Genomic DNA, 15,394 nt, shown 5'->3' with positions numbered 1-15,394 from the left:
GATTGTTTTTCAAGGTGTGTACCCCGCCTACAACAGGTTCTAGTACAACAGAAAAGTTATTTAACTTCTATGAATAAATTAGCGCGAAAATGTGACAAAAAGATTATCAAGGATATTAGGGCGAACACTACACAACATTCTGACTTAACCACGTTAACCCGAAATCCATCCCATCGACGTATAAGCAATAGTAATCGCGATTCTTTTCAGTATACAATCTGACAAAAGGATGGACGTTTTAACATCTCAAACTGGCAAGAGCAGGCTTTATTATAGGCTTTTCCTCTGTGCCCTTTTCTCTGTTACGATTTAGCAAAGACGAAAAGCATTTCAAGGACTTATAATGAAAATGACATTCAAAAAGATTGCCGTTATTGCCACTGTACTTTCACTCACGGCTTGTGCAACCTCACCGACTGGCCGAAAGCAAGTCTTGTTATATTCTGAAAGTCAGTTGGCTCAGATGGGCGATCAGGCATTTGCTGGTATGAAAGAAGAACTGACTATTTCAAACAAGCCAGTACAGAATTCTTACGTTGAGTGTGTTGCCAGAAGTATTACCGCACAAGTACCGGCTTCGGTTTTTAGTGGCCAGTGGGAAGTGGTGGTTTTTGATGACGAGCAAGTCAACGCGTTTGCGCTTCCCGGCGGTAAAATTGGCGTATACACTGGATTATTGAACGTGGCCAAAAATCAACACCAGCTGGCCGCCGTAATCGGACACGAAGTGGGTCACGTTATTGCCGAGCACGGTAACGAGCGCATGTCGCAATCTACCTTAATTAATGTCGGCACACAGGCAGTAGGTCAGGTGTTAGCTGCTAACGAAGTGGCACAGTCAGGACCAATTATGGCGGCAATTGGATTGGGCATGCAAGTGGGTGTTCAACTTCCCTTTAGCAGAACACACGAATCTGAAGCAGATGTTATCGGCCTTGATCTAATGGCAAAGTCGGGGTTTAACCCAAAACAATCGGTAGAGTTATGGCAAAATATGGATAAGGCGAATTCGGGTAAAAGACCCATTGAATTGCTTTCTACCCACCCAGCACCACAAACTCGAATTAAAAATTTGCAAGCGCATATGAGTAGCGCGTTAGCGCAATATAAGGCAGCTCCCAATCGTCCCAACTGCACTATCTGATTTAAAAAATAAGCTTTGTAAGGTTACTTGATCGCCCCGCGTGCACCTTCTTCCTTAACAAAATCAAAAGGCCACTTCATTGAAGTGGCCTTTTGGTTGAAAACAAATTATTTTTGAAGCACTAACTACTTTATAAATTCTTTTAGAAACGCTTTAAATTCTTCACCAAGAGAAGGATGACGCACGGCGTATTCTACATTAGCTTTCATGTAACCTAATTTACTACCACAGTCGTGGCTTTTTCCCTTCATGTAATACGCATCAACTTGCTCTGAATTCATTAGGGCATCGATAGCATCGGTTAATTGAATTTCACCTCCGGCACCAGGAGGCGTTTTTGCTAAAAGATCCCAAATGTTCTCTGATAGCACATAACGACCCACAACAGCCAAATCGGAAGGCGCTTCTTCTAACGGTGGTTTTTCGACCATTCCGTGCATTTTTGCTGATTCACCTGGAGCAATTGACGCACCGTCTAAATCGATAATACCGAATTTAGAGATATCTTCTTGTGGTACTTGCTCGACCATCACCTGACTAACGCGACTGGTATTAAATTTCGCTACCATTTGAGCAAGGTTGTCTTTCTTAGGATTACTTGCGGCATCATCAATAATTACATCAGGTAATACCACTGCGAAAGGCGCATCACCGATAAGAGGACGAGCACACAAAACGGCATGGCCTAACCCGTTCGCCACACCTTGACGTATTTGCATTATCGTAACGTCTTTCGGACAAATAGATTGAATTTCTTCCAACAGCTGGCGCTTTACCCGCTTTTCAAGAGTAGCTTCTAACTCAAACGAAGTATCAAAGTGGTTTTCAATACTGTTCTTACTGGCATGAGTCACCAGAATAATTTCTTTTAGGCCCGCAGCCACACATTCACTTACGACATACTGAATTAATGGCTTATCTACAACGGGTAACATTTCTTTTGGAATGGCTTTTGTGGCGGGAAGCATACGCGTCCCAAGACCTGCTACTGGGATTACAGCTTTTTTTACCTGACTCATATTTTTAATATCCTTTTTTAAAAACCTAGATTCATGCTCAAGGCGACGCGATAGTCGGGATTTCTCCTCAATCAGAGATAATTATCTTTGAGCAATGACACTATAAGCAATTAATGCAATGGGCATTCCAATTACCATTTAAGCACATTATTGCACCCAAAATAGGGAAAAAGCGGAAAAATACGCCTTATGTCGTATAAATTACTCACAATTAACATTACCAGTGCACCTATTTGGTGAATAATAATCTGCGCATTTTACAATTAACTGTCACTTATTTTTTCGTGACTCCCGCTGGGGTGCGCTCCAAGCTGATTAGTTAGACCAGCTTTTAAACCTGAACGCATAAACGCTCCCCGTTTTTTTCCATCGCTAAAATAATACCGATTAACTATATAACGCAGGGGTATTGCACAAATATGGCGGAACTTCCAATAAAGCGGCACATAGCCTCTGCGAGCTAACACCAGCAAATTGCGAAACTGATAAAACAAACGTATTGGCGAGCCCTGCTTGAAAGTCACGCCCCATACACGAACCCTTCCATCGCCCTGGCGGTGAGGCATACATGCACTTAATGACTGATAGACATTGAGTCCCTTCTTACGCGCACGCCAACACCACTCATGATCAACCCCATCGATGAATAACGCACTCTCCTTTTCACCGACCATAGCAAAGGATTGATGGGAGATAAGCATTCCCGAAGCGATGATTTGCGAAACCAGTTTTACGTCGTCTGAGTGGTATTGTCCCCGCTGCACTACGCCTTGGTTAATACGTTGGGTAAATTGGCAGAATATTGAAGGGCCAATTGCAGCAATAGGCTGATCTTTGGCCAGTGCCTTAAACTGGTTTAGCAGGGCATTCGCTACATCTGGGGTAAACTGACTATCCTGATCAAGAAGAAAGGCGAATTCCACGCCACGAGAGAACAACCAGCGCAAGCCAATATTCTGAGCTTCAGCAATCCCCACATTCTCTTTGTAATGGAAGTAGGTGGCATTACCTGTTAATGCCTGATCAAGGGGAGTGTGAGAATTATCAACAAAAACCAGATGCCAATGACTGGCACAGAACAACGCTGTCAGCGATTTCACATGCTCACAATCTGGCTCGTATAACACGACGACAATACCCGCCTTCAATGTTTATGGAACCTCTCTAAAAGATGTCTATCAAGTTTATAAGCAATTTTAACGACATTGCTTGGCATCAACCTAAGCATCAGCACGCCACATGCGTACACAAAGTTGTGAGGCGAATACTGCTTGAGTTTGTTAATGGCGTAAAGCCGTGCTTTAAACTCATTGAGCGATTTACCATACCCCCTTCGTTTATAGAAGTCATTCACCCGACGAAATTTCAACAATCTGTCAGATAGATTTCTAAAGATATACCCTTTCGATGCCAAAAGGATCCATAAAAAGTAATCTTGCGTGTTTCGCAGACTTTCATCGTATCGATGACCATCCCGAAAAACGTCAAAACGTATCGCCACAGTGGGGTGATTCATAGAGCAACGACGCGGAAGCATTGAGACAATGCGTTTATGGGTAGTCGGCATAACTCTCGCCCCAACCTTTTTTCCATACTCGTTAATTTCGGTAAGGGCAGAGCCCAATACCGATACTGTCTTGTGTCGTTTAAGAAAGTTTATCTGTTTGTGTAGGCGATTCTGTTCAGATACGTCATCAGCATCCATACGTACGAAAAAGGAAGGATTGTACTGACTTGTATAATCAATCGCGTTATTCATGGCACCTGCCAATCCTTTATTCTCGCTATGTTGCGCAAGTATAACGCGAGAATCGCTTCTTACTGCATCGGTGAGGATCGCTAGCAAGTTTTGAGGAATTGGCCCGTCTATAACAATGACGAACACAAAAGACTTATAGGATTGAGTTAATATACTTTCGACAGATTGTTTTAACCACACTGCGTTATCGGCTTGATAGACCGCCAACGCGACTACGGTTTCCACCTCTTTTTTTGCATAGTTGTTATCGAGTATAGAAAATTGATTTTTCAAGTGGTCGTACCGTCACTAACTGACACTTTTACGCTACACAGGTAACACAAAAGTAAATTGATGAATTGCAAATGTGCACGACTGAGCGATTACGGCTTTCTTATAAATGGTTGTTGCGCTCGACCAGTTAGCGATTTCACAAATCGTAAAACATTCCAAATGTTCTGGATCACAAGGCTATATACTACAAGTAAACACATAAACCCCCAAAACATGACAGCTTCTGATACTTGATAAATCTCTCCCAAAATGCCGATGGAACAGTAAAATGCTCCCAGCATCAATATAGCCACTAACGACTGCCTGCTATTTAAACCAGCACGCATAAAGATGTTGTGCAAGTGTTGGCGATCAGGTCTGAGCATAGACTGCCCTTTACGAGCACGGCGATACATAATAGCCGCCATGTCCATTAACGGCAGACCTACTAACCATACTGCCGTAATCGGCCTAAACGCAGCTTTATCGCCCTGTGTATGGTCGACCAATAGCCAAACAATGGTGAGACCCACAAACATACTGCCGGAGTCACCCATAAAAATTTTATTCCCTTTAAACCCTTTCCAGCTCAGATTGAAAGCCAGAAACGGAACAATAGCGGCAACGATTATCAATGGCTCCATAATCGAGGCGCCATTCCCCGTGGACAGTAAAAAGCCCGATACAGTTAGCAGTATCACTAAACTCATGCCGCCCGCGAGTCCGTCTATACCATCAATCATATTAAACGCATTGATAACACCAACCACGCAAATAATGGTAAAGAAGTATCCCCCTAACCCGAGTATGACGTCACCAGTCCCGAAAATATTGCCCAGAGAAGTAATGTAGTTTTGTGCGCTCCACGCCATGATGGCAGCAACCCCAAACTGACACATTAAACGCCCTTTCGCACTTAAATCGAACCGGTCATCTAACATGCCTAAAAGAACGATAAAGGCAGAAGCGGTAAAGAAGAGAGGATTGTTTTTCATCCACACGTCGGTAGCGATACTGGCAACCAATACCGCCATAAAAATAGCAACGCCACCAGTAAGAGGGACAATCCCAGAATGGCGTTTTCTCGCTGTTGGCTGATCTACAAGGCCGAATTGATGTGCAAGCGGCGTCATTACAACTAACAATATTAACGCAACAATAAATGCAGTAAATAAAGGAACAAACTGCAGATAAGCTATCATAAAACGCACGACCCCAAATCACGTATACTGAATGGTTTTATTTCAGTTCGTGAACCAAAACGATGTATTAAAATTCTTTTTTTCAGTTCCATTTATACAAAACTTCCATTTTCCTTTTACTAAAAGAAAATCTCTAAAAGTTAACGACAAACCGGACTAGCGCGTATGATATATAACAATGCCTAAACTAGCCACCCTAGAAAAGGCTTAAAATTCTATTTTTATAACACTTTATCCGCTTTTTCTCATTCTATTACCTAGCGTGATAGAAAACCGTTCAACTAATCATCTCTTTTTCGCTCACTCGCCACATCTCAAGATACGTTTTTCGAACGCAAACCACTGCAACTCAATACTTTAAAGTTCAAACGATTCACTGCCACTTGAGCACTTCAGACCGTGAAAACGCCAAAAAGTCTTGTGAAAAGAAGACGCTCAATGTACTCATGCATTTATCAAAACTTATGGTATCCTAGCGCCAAATCGCTATACGGATATGAAAGCAAATGTTGAAAAAAATTACGCGTCTTTGTCTCCCTATCCTGTGTATGATAGGTGCATCTGGTTGCACGACGACTCCTACCGCAACCCGTGCAGATATCCCTCTCGTGCACTCATCCCTTGCATATTCATTAACGCCTGATAGAGAGCTTGCAATAAATATTCCAAATGCAAATCTTGCGCATGATACACAAGATTCCATATCTGTGCACTTCAACGGTCACCAATATGATGCGGTAAAACATTATGTCTCTGCCACCGGTAATAAATGCATTCGCTTTTTGTTGGCATCACATGACACTATGTCGACAGATACCAACGAGAAATTGACCACATGCCAACGAGACGGGCAATGGCGAGTTGTTGCACCGCTAGTTGCATCATCCAGTGTTGAGAGTGAATAACTGATGAAGATAAATAAAAAGTCTTTTACTGTGTTATTGAATGCCGTTTGTCTTATATCGACACTCAGTACCTTTTCGTTATTTTCATCTGCTCAAACGATAGAGCAGTTGCATCAACTTCGACAACGCGCACAACAAACCGATAACCCGACTGGTACCAATACAGCAGTTTCCCCCCTTGACATTTCAAGTCAAAGGACGCTTCCAGGTGCGGCCAACACCGTAGACACAATGGGGCAGTTTGCCACTCAGCCTCGAAGTGGTGTGCAGCTTCCAGGTGAACCTACTATTGACACAGTGTTCCCTGTTCAAGAGCCGATGGAGAACCCTCCTTTCGCCGCCAATCTCTTTATTGGTGGATTTGAATCTGAAAGAGTGACAGGCCTTAACGACAATTATCTGGTCGCCCCCGGCGATAAAATTTCCATATGGTTATGGGGAGCAGTGAATTTCTCTAATGTGGTCACTGTTGATAATCAAGGCAACATTTTTATTCCTAACATCGGTCCTATTCGCGTTGCCAATACGCCAGCTGGTAGCGTAAACCAGACTGTCACCAGCAAAATTCGCCAAGTTTATACAAACGACGTCAATGTCTATGTTAACTTACTCACCTCGACTCCGGTTTCTGTTTTCGTTTCTGGCCCTGTGCTGCGTCCAGGTCAATATGCCGGGCTTGCTTCTGATAGTGTCCTCTATTACCTCAAGCGAGCCGGTGGCATTGATTTCCAGCGGGGAAGTTTTCGTCAAATCGATGTGGTGAGAAATGGAAACATTGTCGCATCTGCAGATCTCTATGCCTTTTTCCGCAACGGTAAGCTTCCTGAAATGTCATTTAAAGATGGCGACACCATATTAGTGCACCCAATTGGCAACACTATTGTGGTTGAAACGGGTGCGAGGAACAGTTTTACCTTCGAATTTTTAAATGAAGAACTCAATGGCAGTGTGGTCAATTACTTTGCTCGTCCCGGAGAGTTTGCTTCTCATGCATCAGTGGCGGGGATCCGCAACAATAAGCAATTTGCACGTTACCTAACAATAGATGAATTCGGTGATCTGCCATTGCGCGCTGGTGATACCGTGGAATACATTGCCGACCACGAACCCCAAATATACCGTATCAATGTGGCTGGCGCTTTTGCCGGTGCGTCACAAGTGATGGTGGACAAAGGTACGCGTCTTATTGACGTGCTTGACCATATAGAAGCCGATGAAAAACTTTCTGACACGCAGAATATTTATTTGCTGAGAGAAAGCGTAGCGCAAAAACAAAAAGAAATTATTGAAGAAGGTCTGCAACGGCTTGAGCGCAGTATGTATACCGCTCCCATTAGCTCAACTGGCGAAGGCGCTATCCGTACTCAGGAAGCACAATTGGTGGCAGATTTTATCGCTCGTGCAAGACAAGTCGAGCCTCAGGGTCGCGTGGTGGTATCTGAGAACGGTGAAATTGCGAATATTTTGCTAGAGCCTAACGACACTATTGTGATCCCTGAAGTCACCGATTTAGTTCATGTTGGCGGAGAAGTTTTATTACCCCAGTCAGTGGTATTTAACCCTGATGCCACCGCAGAAGATTATATTGCGTGGGCGGGTGGATTTACTGAACGCGCTGAAGACGAACGTATTTTAGTATTGCGCAAAAATGGTAACGTCACCTTCACCAGTATCGACAGCGGGTTGCTTGCCAGCAACAACAGTAAGCTAGAGCCGGGTGATCAAATTATTGTGTTACCAGCGATAGACACCAAAGTGCTCCAGGCGGTTAAAGACATCACGCAAATTATCTACCAGATTGCTGTTGCAGCAAATGTCGCCACCAATTAACTATGATTACGTTTAAAGAGCAACTCTATGCGTGGAGAAGCGTGATATTTGCGCTTTTCCTACGTGAATTACAGAGTAAGTTCAACGACAAATTTGGTCTAGGATGGGCCTTTCTCGAACCTTTCGCATTCATTTTTGTGTTGTCATATTTACGTGGGTTAATTAGTGGCGATGACATTCATTCCATCCCACTGTTTATTTTTATGATGATAGGCATGGTTGGACTGCAATCACTAACATCAGGACTTCAATCAGTTTCAACTTCTATTCAGCGTAACAAGCCTCTTTACGCGTTTAGACAAGTTCAGCCCATTTCCGCTGTGGTCACTGCGGGCTTTTTAGAATGTTCAATTAAAGTGGTTGTAGTTATTCTATTAATTTTGGGTCTATTTTTAATGGGCGACACTTTTGAAATCAATGATCCATTATTTTTAATTTTCTTATTCTTCTTATTGTGGCTTTTCTCCATTTCCCTAGGGCTTATATTTGGGATTGCAGCCGCTTTTGTACCTGAAGTAGACAAAATTAAATCAGTGTTAACTAGGCCTTTAATGTTTATCTCCTGTGTTTTTTTTAGCTTGCAGGATTTACCTGAGGAGATTTGGCCTTACCTCACCTGGAATCCGCTGGTGCATTTTAACGAACTCGCTCGCTATGCTTGTTTTGAGTCCTATGGGCACAAGGGCGTATCGCTAAACTTTATTATTGGAGTGACTACTGTAACAGTCTTCTTAAGTCTGTCGCTTTACCACATAACGTGGAAGAGAGTATTGTCACGATGATCAAATTAGACAATGTAACAAAGAGTTATCCCAGTAAAATTGGGATTCAATATATTTTTAAAAATCTTAACTTCGACTTTCCCACAGAAAATAACGTCGCCATACTCGGCAAAAACGGGGCGGGTAAGTCCACACTTTTTCGGATGCTGGCAAAAAGTGAGTATCCCGATAAAGGGCGAGTACTCACTAACAAATCAATGTCGTGGCCGGTTGCCTTACAAACTGGTGTTCACCCTCAAATGACAGGTAGAGAAAACACCCGCTTTATTGGTCGCATAAATAATGTAAAGTCTTTGCTTGATTATGAAGAACGAGTACAAGAATTCGCCGAACTCGGTACACAATTTGATTTACCCGTACGCACCTACTCATCAGGCATGCGTGCCAAGCTAGTCTTCGCGTGTTGTATGAATATCAATTTTGATATTTATCTTATCGACGAAGCCACCTCTGTGGGTGACCCCATATTTAGAAAAAAGGCACGTCTATCGCTTAAGGAAAAAAGTGAACAAGCTAGCGTTATCATGGTAAGTCACGAACTTGACCAAATCCGCGAATTTTGTACATCCGCTGTAATCATCAACGATGGGCGACTTACATATTATCGCGATCTAGAAGAAGGCATCGATGTATACACTCAGGATGCAAACAATAAGAAATCTCTTAAATAGGTTTAACTACAGTGGAAAAATCACTTACACAGCTCATTGCCCTTCTTAAGAAGAACAAGCTACTTCTACTCGTCCTACCATGGGCATTATACGCATTTTATCTGGTAGTGTGGGCTGCCCCCCAGTATGAAAGTCAAAGCCAGTTAATAGTGAAATCAAGTGACGGTGGCAGTAGTTTTGATCCATCATCCTTACTTGGGGCCGCAGGTGTACCTGGAACGGGTTCAAGTTTTGACAGTCAGCTTGTAGAAGCCTACATTCGTTCTGCTGACATGATCAAATATCTTGATAATACTATTTCACTTAGAGATCACTACCTTTCAGACGACGCTGATTTTTTTAGCCGACTTTCTTCTTCGCACAAGCAGGAAGACTTTTACCGTTTTTACCTGCAACACGTGGAGGTAAGTGTTGACTCAGCTTCGTCAGTTATTACCCTTCGCACCCGTGCATTCACCTCTGAGTTTGCTCAAGTAATCAACAAAGCTATTGTACAAAAAGCAGAGGAGTTTATTAACACAATCAATAATGATTTGGCGAAATCCAAACTCACTTTTGCCAAAGGCGAACACGAGATTGTAGAGCAAAAGTTACAACAAGCTAAAACGGACATTCTGGGCTTTCAGTCAAAATACAACGTGCTTGACCCAACCGCCGAAGGCGCAGCATTTCAACAGATTGCGTTTTCACTAGAGGCCACCCTTGCTCAGAAAAAAGCGCAGCTCAGCACCATGTCAACCATGATGTCCGACGCGGCGCCCGAAATCATCAATATAAAAAGAGAAATATCAGCGCTGCAAAAAGAAGTTGAGAAGCAAAAAGAACGCATTAGTACAGGCGAGGGGGAAAATACAACGCTTTCGGTCAGTGAATTAATGGCGCAATACAGTAACTTGCAAGTGCAGCTACAATTGGCAATTCAGGCCTATTCTTCGTCTTTAATCACACTGGAAAATGCGCGGGTTGAGGCATATCAAAAGCTGCAACACCTTGTGACAATAGAGTCACCTACCCTACCTGATGACAATGCATACCCCACCATAATCTACAATTTAGTGTTGTTTGCCGTATGCCTACTACTGATCTACGGTATTGTACGCATTGTGGTGGCCACCATCCGTGAGTTGTAGTGAAGTAATCAATCCCAACGGCCAAGTGATTAATCCTTGGCCAGTTGACACAGCTTTAATGAAGTTTGTCGCCGAAATCTTGTGTCTTTAACCAAGCTCTAGTATAAGAGTCTATCCGTCTAAGGACCGTAAGAGCCATTCTTTACAAGCGCTCGACAATAACAACCATAAGCAATATGGAATTTAAGTATAATTATGAAACCATCTAACGATACCAGCTTTTTTGGCCATCCAGGGGGCCTGAGAACGCTGTTTTTCACTGAAATGTGGGAGCGCATGAGTTACTACGGTATGCGCGCGCTACTCGTGTTATTTATGACTGCCAGCCTGCAAACTCAAGGACTCGGTTTTACCGTGGCGACTGCGGGTGCCATCTACGGCCTATATACAGGTGCTGTTTATTTCCTTGGTTTACCTGGTGGATGGCTAGCCGACCGACTTATTGGCGGTAAAAAAGCGGTTTGGTATGGTGGCTTAATCATTTTTGCCGGTCACGTGGTATTGGCCATTGATTTGCAAAACCTGTTCTTTGTCGGCCTTATACTGGTCGCCACTGGTACCGGTTTATTAAAACCCAATATCTCTGCCATGGTCGGTCAGCAATACGGTGACGACGATGGCCGTCGCGATAGTGGATATGCCCTTTATTACATGGGCATTAATATTGGTTCTCTTATCGCCTATTTAGTTACGGGCTACTTACAGGAAAACTGGGGCTGGCACTACGCATTTGGTGCGGCCGCAATTGGTATGGCGATTGGCCTTATTCAATACTATTTTAGTAATCGCTCGCTTTCCGATGAGTCTGTCGCACCTGCTAACCCGTATGAAGGCGCAGCACGTCAGCGCGCTTGGATGGGGGTATATGCAGTCCTCGCCATAGCGGTAGTGGTTATCATTCTTGCCCATATGGGTACCATTGTTATTGAGCCTGTTGCATTGGCACAACAAGTGGCGATTATATTTACCATTATCTTTTTCGCTTACTTCGCACTTATATACTTTGGCGGCAAGCTTTCTGACAACGAGAAAAAGCGGATGTGGGCATTGTTCTTGGTCTGTGTTGCCTCAGCGTGTTTCTGGTCTGGTTTCGAACAAGCAGGCTCTTCACTTAACCTGTTTGCGCAGAATTACACGGACCGTGTCTTACAGAGTGGTTCTCTGCTTACCTCGTGGTTTGGCATGGACACTATTCCTACCGTGTGGTTCCAGCTATCAAACGCATTATTTATCATTGTGCTATCTCCGTTTTTCGCAGCGCTTTGGATAAATCTAGCTAAACGTATGATTGACCCTTCTTACACTATCAAGTGTGCGGTTGGTATCGTCATCATGGCGACGGGTTTCTTGGTGATGTTTATGGCTTCACAGTATGCAGCGCAAGGTCTTAAAGTTGCTCCAATGTGGTTGGTGACTACCTACTTCCTGCATACGGTTGGTGAACTTTGCCTAAGCCCTGTAGCGTTAAGTGCAGTGAGCAAGCTATCGCCTAAGCGCTATGCTGGTCAAATGATGGGCGTATTTGTACTCACATACTCAATCGGTAACATTATTGCTGGTCTGTTATCTGGAAACTTTGACCCAGAAAACGTCCAAGAGATGCCAAACCTGTATCTACAAATTGCGCTTTTCAGTATTGCAGTAGGTATTGTTATTGCACTGTTCAGTGTGAAATCTCGCTTCTGGGAAAAAGCGGGCATCGAAAGCAAAGCATAATTTATCGTCAGTGTGTTTTAACCGCTGATAGATTCCCCTACAATAACCGCCGCAACGCATCGTTCCGGCGGTTTTTTATTAAGAGCACCTTATGAAGTTTTACTTTTCAACGAGACATATCCCAGGTTTACAGGGCCTTCCTCTAACTGAGCGCGTCAAGCGCTTGGACAACGCCGCTAAGCAGTTGAGCGTACCCGAAAAAACGCTTCTGAATATTTTAAAACTTCTGGTCTTTGTGCCTGTGTTCGCGTTGATTTTACAAACTGCATCAAATTGGACCTCATTACTTTGGGCTGGTGTGGTATTTTTGTTGTACCCTCTGATCATTAAACCTATTCAATATTCCATTTGTGCCAAATATATCGCGCAACCGTCAAGCAAGGAGAATGCATGAAGACCATCTTAGTCACTGGTGGTGCAGGCTATATTGGTAGCCACACTGTTTTACAACTGCTCGAACAAAATTACGGCGTGGTGGTACTAGACAACCTGGCAAATGCAAGTGCAGAGTCTTTGCGTCGGGTTGAATCTTTGACGGGTAAATCAGTAACCTTTGTGCAAGGCGACATTCGTGATACTGCTGTGTTGGACGATATTTTCAGTGAACACAGTATCTTTGCTGTCATTCACTTTGCCGGCCTCAAAGCCGTAGGCGAATCTGTCCAAAAACCGCTTTCCTATTACGAAAATAATGTATACGGTACGTTGACCTTATGCAAAGCAATGCAAAAGCACAACGTCAAAAATATCGTGTTTAGCTCATCCGCCACTGTATATGGCGACCCTGCTGCATTACCCTTACGGGAAGATATGGCAACCGGACACCCCACCAACCCTTATGGCATGTCCAAACTGATGGTGGAGCACATGCTCAATGATCTCTACGTATCCGATAACGAGTGGAATATCGTTCTGTTGCGCTACTTTAATCCAGTCGGCGCCCATGAATCAGGTCAAATTGGTGAAGATCCCAACGGTATACCTAACAATCTTATGCCTTATATTTCGCAAGTTGCCACCGGAAAGCTTACTCAGTTAAGTGTGTTTGGCAATGATTACGATACACAGGATGGAACAGGTGTGCGCGATTATATTCATGTTGTCGACTTAGCTAATGGCCATTTAAAAGCCCTAGATAGACTTGCGCTCAACATGGGTCTGGATAAATACAACTTGGGTACGGGCCAAGGCTATTCGGTGCTTGAAATGGTGAAAGCATTTGAAAAAGGCTCTGGAAAAACCATTCCCTATACATTTGCGCCTCGCAGAAGTGGCGATGTAGCTGCGTGCTATGCAGACCCTACCAAAGCCGCTACAGAGCTTAACTGGCATGCTGAAAAAGGCCTTGATGCGATGTGTGCCGATACATGGAATTGGCAATCTCAAAATCCTATGGGATACCCAAAAAACTGATTTCCTGAGAAAGCTCATACTGAGGTCGGGGGTGTTAGCCACTCTCGACTTTTGACTAATATCCACCGCGCTACTTGTTAGTTAGCATAAGAAAAAAATAATAAAACCGTGCAGTCTTTCGTGAAGTTCTCTTTTCTTACTTATTTCCTGTTTGTTTTTGTTGTTTCTCCCGTATCTGCCATTACCCTCATTGAAGTGTCACCAGTTCATTTTGGCTCTGTCTCAGGCCAACTGGGATTAAGTTGTGCCATGTCGCAATACGGCGTTATTTCAGGCGCATGTGACGCCAGCGATGGAGAAATATCTGTGGGTCAAATTACGGTGACAGATTTACCCCGTAAAGGAACTGTGGAGGTCATTCTAAAAGGGAGCACCAATAGCGCCCTTACTTTTACCCCCTTGGCTGAATTAACAGGTGCCAAAGGGGGAACTATTTATCTTTACGAAAACCAACCGGTGAGCGCCGAAGTAAAAGGCAATGGCGCTGAATTTTCACTTACCGTATACGGTTCCTTCTCGTTGGTAAGCGATATCACCTTGTCGGGGCCTTACACAGTAGATTATTCAATTGAAATTAACCCTCAATAAGTGAATTCTAGGGGCTTAAATCAAAACACCGGCCTTATCTATACGCTCACAAATCGCTGCAACAAAGTTCTTCCTGTGTATCTGGGTTAAGTTATCGATTTACTCTAACTCGTTTTCTTTCTCTTTTTGATCGTTCTGTTGCTCGTCGTTTGTTTGTTCATCAATGTATTCAAAGTCGGTTCCCTCTAGCATTGCCTCAAAGTCAGCAAAATCATCAAGCTGTTCTTGCTCTATTGCCTTATCGCTACTTTTTCCATCCGATACTTTAAAGGCCAAATTTTCGAAATAAGCATTTTTAACAAACGCATAGTCATCAACAGCTTGCTCTAATTGCGCTTCCTGATCCATTAGCTGAGCACGGGTTTCAAGAAGAGAAACCACATAACGGGCTATTGCCAATCCGCCATCGATAACCGCCATGGGGTATACCATTCCATCGACGACTTCACCGGAAAAGCTACGTGGGTCATTAGGGCCAAGTACGGGTAACATGAGGAAGGGTCCAGTGTTCACTCCCCATGTCCCCAAGGTTTCACCGAACTCTTCTTCTTTGCGTGCAATACCTATATGAGACGCAACATCAATTGTTCCAAATATTCCTACTGTAGAATTAAGTACGAAACGCGCGAGGCTATCTAACCCATCATCTATCTTTCCCTGAAATAGGTTATTCATAAAATTGGCTGGCTCTTGCAGGTTTTGTGCAGCATTGACTAAACCGGTTCGCGCAAACTGAGGCATCACAGTGACATAACCTACTGTTACAGGGCGCAAAAAGTAGGCATCAAGCAGTTCCCAGTTAAAATCCCACATGATGCGGTTTATTGGCTCAAGGGGATCTCTTGGGTCTGAGTTATCTACGCTAGCGTTATTGGTTGTAGACGTCGACAGTTGTTCCTGTGCATTATTGCTCGCACACCCACCACTCAAAAAGCTACTGGCAATGATCAAACCAGCAATGAGTGATTTAGAAATTTCCATAA

The 15,394-nt window shown here is 43.6% G+C and carries 15 protein-coding genes; 10 read left to right on the top strand and 5 right to left on the bottom strand.

Features of this window, described 5'->3' with window-relative positions; all coding sequences use genetic code 11:
* Positions 1-343: 343 nt before the first annotated feature.
* Complete coding sequence (locus tag ACMCM8_RS03120) at positions 344-1,144, top strand: M48 family metallopeptidase (RefSeq protein WP_412725364.1); 801 nt, start codon at positions 344-346, stop codon at positions 1,142-1,144.
* Positions 1,145-1,269: 125 nt separating this feature from the next.
* Here ACMCM8_RS03120 and galU read toward each other — a convergent pair whose 3' ends face one another.
* The 4 genes from galU to wecA all read right to left on the bottom strand — a co-directional run bounded on the left by galU (position 1,270) and on the right by wecA (position 5,376).
* On the bottom strand, positions 1,270-2,163 hold the full coding sequence (gene galU, locus ACMCM8_RS03115) for a UTP--glucose-1-phosphate uridylyltransferase GalU (RefSeq protein WP_412725362.1): 894 nt from the start codon (positions 2,161-2,163) through the stop codon (positions 1,270-1,272).
* A 263-nt stretch (positions 2,164-2,426) separates the two neighbouring features.
* Complete coding sequence (locus ACMCM8_RS03110) at positions 2,427-3,263, bottom strand: glycosyltransferase family 2 protein (RefSeq protein ID WP_412725360.1); 837 nt, start codon at positions 3,261-3,263, stop codon at positions 2,427-2,429.
* A gap of 44 nt (positions 3,264-3,307) precedes the next feature.
* On the bottom strand, positions 3,308-4,195 hold the full coding sequence (locus tag ACMCM8_RS03105) for a glycosyltransferase (RefSeq protein WP_412725358.1): 888 nt from the start codon (positions 4,193-4,195) through the stop codon (positions 3,308-3,310).
* A gap of 89 nt (positions 4,196-4,284) precedes the next feature.
* Positions 4,285-5,376: a UDP-N-acetylglucosamine--undecaprenyl-phosphate N-acetylglucosaminephosphotransferase gene (gene wecA / locus ACMCM8_RS03100; protein WP_412725356.1), complete on the bottom strand. Its 1,092-nt coding sequence runs from the start codon at positions 5,374-5,376 to the stop codon at positions 4,285-4,287.
* 506 nt (positions 5,377-5,882) lie between these two features.
* Here wecA and ACMCM8_RS03095 point away from each other — a divergent pair.
* The 9 genes from ACMCM8_RS03095 (at position 5,883) to ACMCM8_RS03055 (ending at position 14,411) form a co-directional block, all read left to right on the top strand.
* The gene (locus ACMCM8_RS03095) at positions 5,883-6,281 is read left to right on the top strand and encodes a hypothetical protein (RefSeq protein WP_412725354.1); all 399 of its coding nucleotides are present in this window, start codon (positions 5,883-5,885) and stop codon (positions 6,279-6,281) included.
* A 3-nt stretch (positions 6,282-6,284) separates the two neighbouring features.
* Positions 6,285-8,111 carry a polysaccharide biosynthesis/export family protein gene (locus ACMCM8_RS03090; protein WP_412725352.1) on the top strand — a complete coding sequence of 609 codons (1,827 nt, stop codon included), beginning with the start codon at positions 6,285-6,287 and terminating at the stop codon, positions 8,109-8,111.
* Positions 8,112-8,113: 2 nt separating this feature from the next.
* Positions 8,114-8,893, top strand: a complete 780-nt coding sequence (locus tag ACMCM8_RS03085; protein WP_412725350.1) for an ABC transporter permease — start codon at positions 8,114-8,116, stop codon at positions 8,891-8,893.
* Complete coding sequence (locus ACMCM8_RS03080) at positions 8,890-9,564, top strand: ABC transporter ATP-binding protein (RefSeq protein WP_412725348.1); 675 nt, start codon at positions 8,890-8,892, stop codon at positions 9,562-9,564. Before ACMCM8_RS03085 ends, ACMCM8_RS03080 begins: the two co-directional genes overlap by 4 nt.
* An 11-nt stretch (positions 9,565-9,575) precedes the next feature.
* Positions 9,576-10,694, top strand: coding sequence for a capsule biosynthesis protein (locus ACMCM8_RS03075; protein ID WP_412725346.1), 1,119 nt, complete (start codon positions 9,576-9,578; stop codon positions 10,692-10,694).
* 195 nt (positions 10,695-10,889) lie between these two features.
* Entirely contained in the window at positions 10,890-12,410 is a 1,521-nt protein-coding gene (locus ACMCM8_RS03070; protein WP_412725344.1) for a peptide MFS transporter, read from the top strand.
* Between the two features lie 91 nt (positions 12,411-12,501).
* Entirely contained in the window at positions 12,502-12,804 is a 303-nt protein-coding gene (locus ACMCM8_RS03065; RefSeq protein WP_412725342.1) for a DUF6170 family protein, read from the top strand.
* Positions 12,801-13,823: a UDP-glucose 4-epimerase GalE gene (gene galE / locus ACMCM8_RS03060; protein ID WP_412725340.1), complete on the top strand. Its 1,023-nt coding sequence runs from the start codon at positions 12,801-12,803 to the stop codon at positions 13,821-13,823. The genes ACMCM8_RS03065 and galE overlap by 4 nt, the downstream gene beginning before the upstream one ends.
* A gap of 120 nt (positions 13,824-13,943) precedes the next feature.
* Positions 13,944-14,411, top strand: a complete 468-nt coding sequence (locus ACMCM8_RS03055) for a hypothetical protein (protein WP_412725338.1) — start codon at positions 13,944-13,946, stop codon at positions 14,409-14,411.
* 99 nt (positions 14,412-14,510) lie between these two features.
* Here the strand turns inward: ACMCM8_RS03055 and ACMCM8_RS03050 are convergent, their stop codons facing one another.
* A complete protein-coding gene (locus ACMCM8_RS03050; protein ID WP_412725336.1) occupies positions 14,511-15,392 on the bottom strand; it encodes an MlaA family lipoprotein in 882 nt (293 codons plus the stop codon).
* Between the last annotated feature and the right edge of the window lie 2 nt (positions 15,393-15,394).

The organism is Alteromonas sp. D210916BOD_24 (genome assembly GCF_047159385.1).
Lineage (GTDB): Bacteria > Pseudomonadota > Gammaproteobacteria > Enterobacterales > Alteromonadaceae > Alteromonas.
This window is presented reverse-complemented; position numbering and strand designations above follow the sequence as displayed.

Excerpts from the sequence above, each read along its gene's own strand:
- ACMCM8_RS03065 (WP_412725342.1), top strand. The coding sequence starts at position 12,502 with ATGAAGTTTTACTTTTCAACGAGACATATCCCAGGTTTACAGGGCCTT.
- ACMCM8_RS03050 (WP_412725336.1), bottom strand. The coding sequence starts at position 15,392 with ATGGAAATTTCTAAATCACTCATTGCTGGTTTGATCATTGCCAGTAGC.
- galE (WP_412725340.1), top strand. The coding sequence starts at position 12,801 with ATGAAGACCATCTTAGTCACTGGTGGTGCAGGCTATATTGGTAGCCAC.
- ACMCM8_RS03085 (WP_412725350.1), top strand. The coding sequence starts at position 8,114 with ATGATTACGTTTAAAGAGCAACTCTATGCGTGGAGAAGCGTGATATTT.
- wecA (WP_412725356.1), bottom strand. The coding sequence starts at position 5,376 with ATGATAGCTTATCTGCAGTTTGTTCCTTTATTTACTGCATTTATTGTT.
- ACMCM8_RS03095 (WP_412725354.1), top strand. The coding sequence starts at position 5,883 with ATGTTGAAAAAAATTACGCGTCTTTGTCTCCCTATCCTGTGTATGATA.
- galU (WP_412725362.1), bottom strand. The coding sequence starts at position 2,163 with ATGAGTCAGGTAAAAAAAGCTGTAATCCCAGTAGCAGGTCTTGGGACG.
- ACMCM8_RS03070 (WP_412725344.1), top strand. The coding sequence starts at position 10,890 with ATGAAACCATCTAACGATACCAGCTTTTTTGGCCATCCAGGGGGCCTG.
- ACMCM8_RS03090 (WP_412725352.1), top strand. The coding sequence starts at position 6,285 with ATGAAGATAAATAAAAAGTCTTTTACTGTGTTATTGAATGCCGTTTGT.
- ACMCM8_RS03080 (WP_412725348.1), top strand. The coding sequence starts at position 8,890 with ATGATCAAATTAGACAATGTAACAAAGAGTTATCCCAGTAAAATTGGG.
- ACMCM8_RS03120 (WP_412725364.1), top strand. The coding sequence starts at position 344 with ATGAAAATGACATTCAAAAAGATTGCCGTTATTGCCACTGTACTTTCA.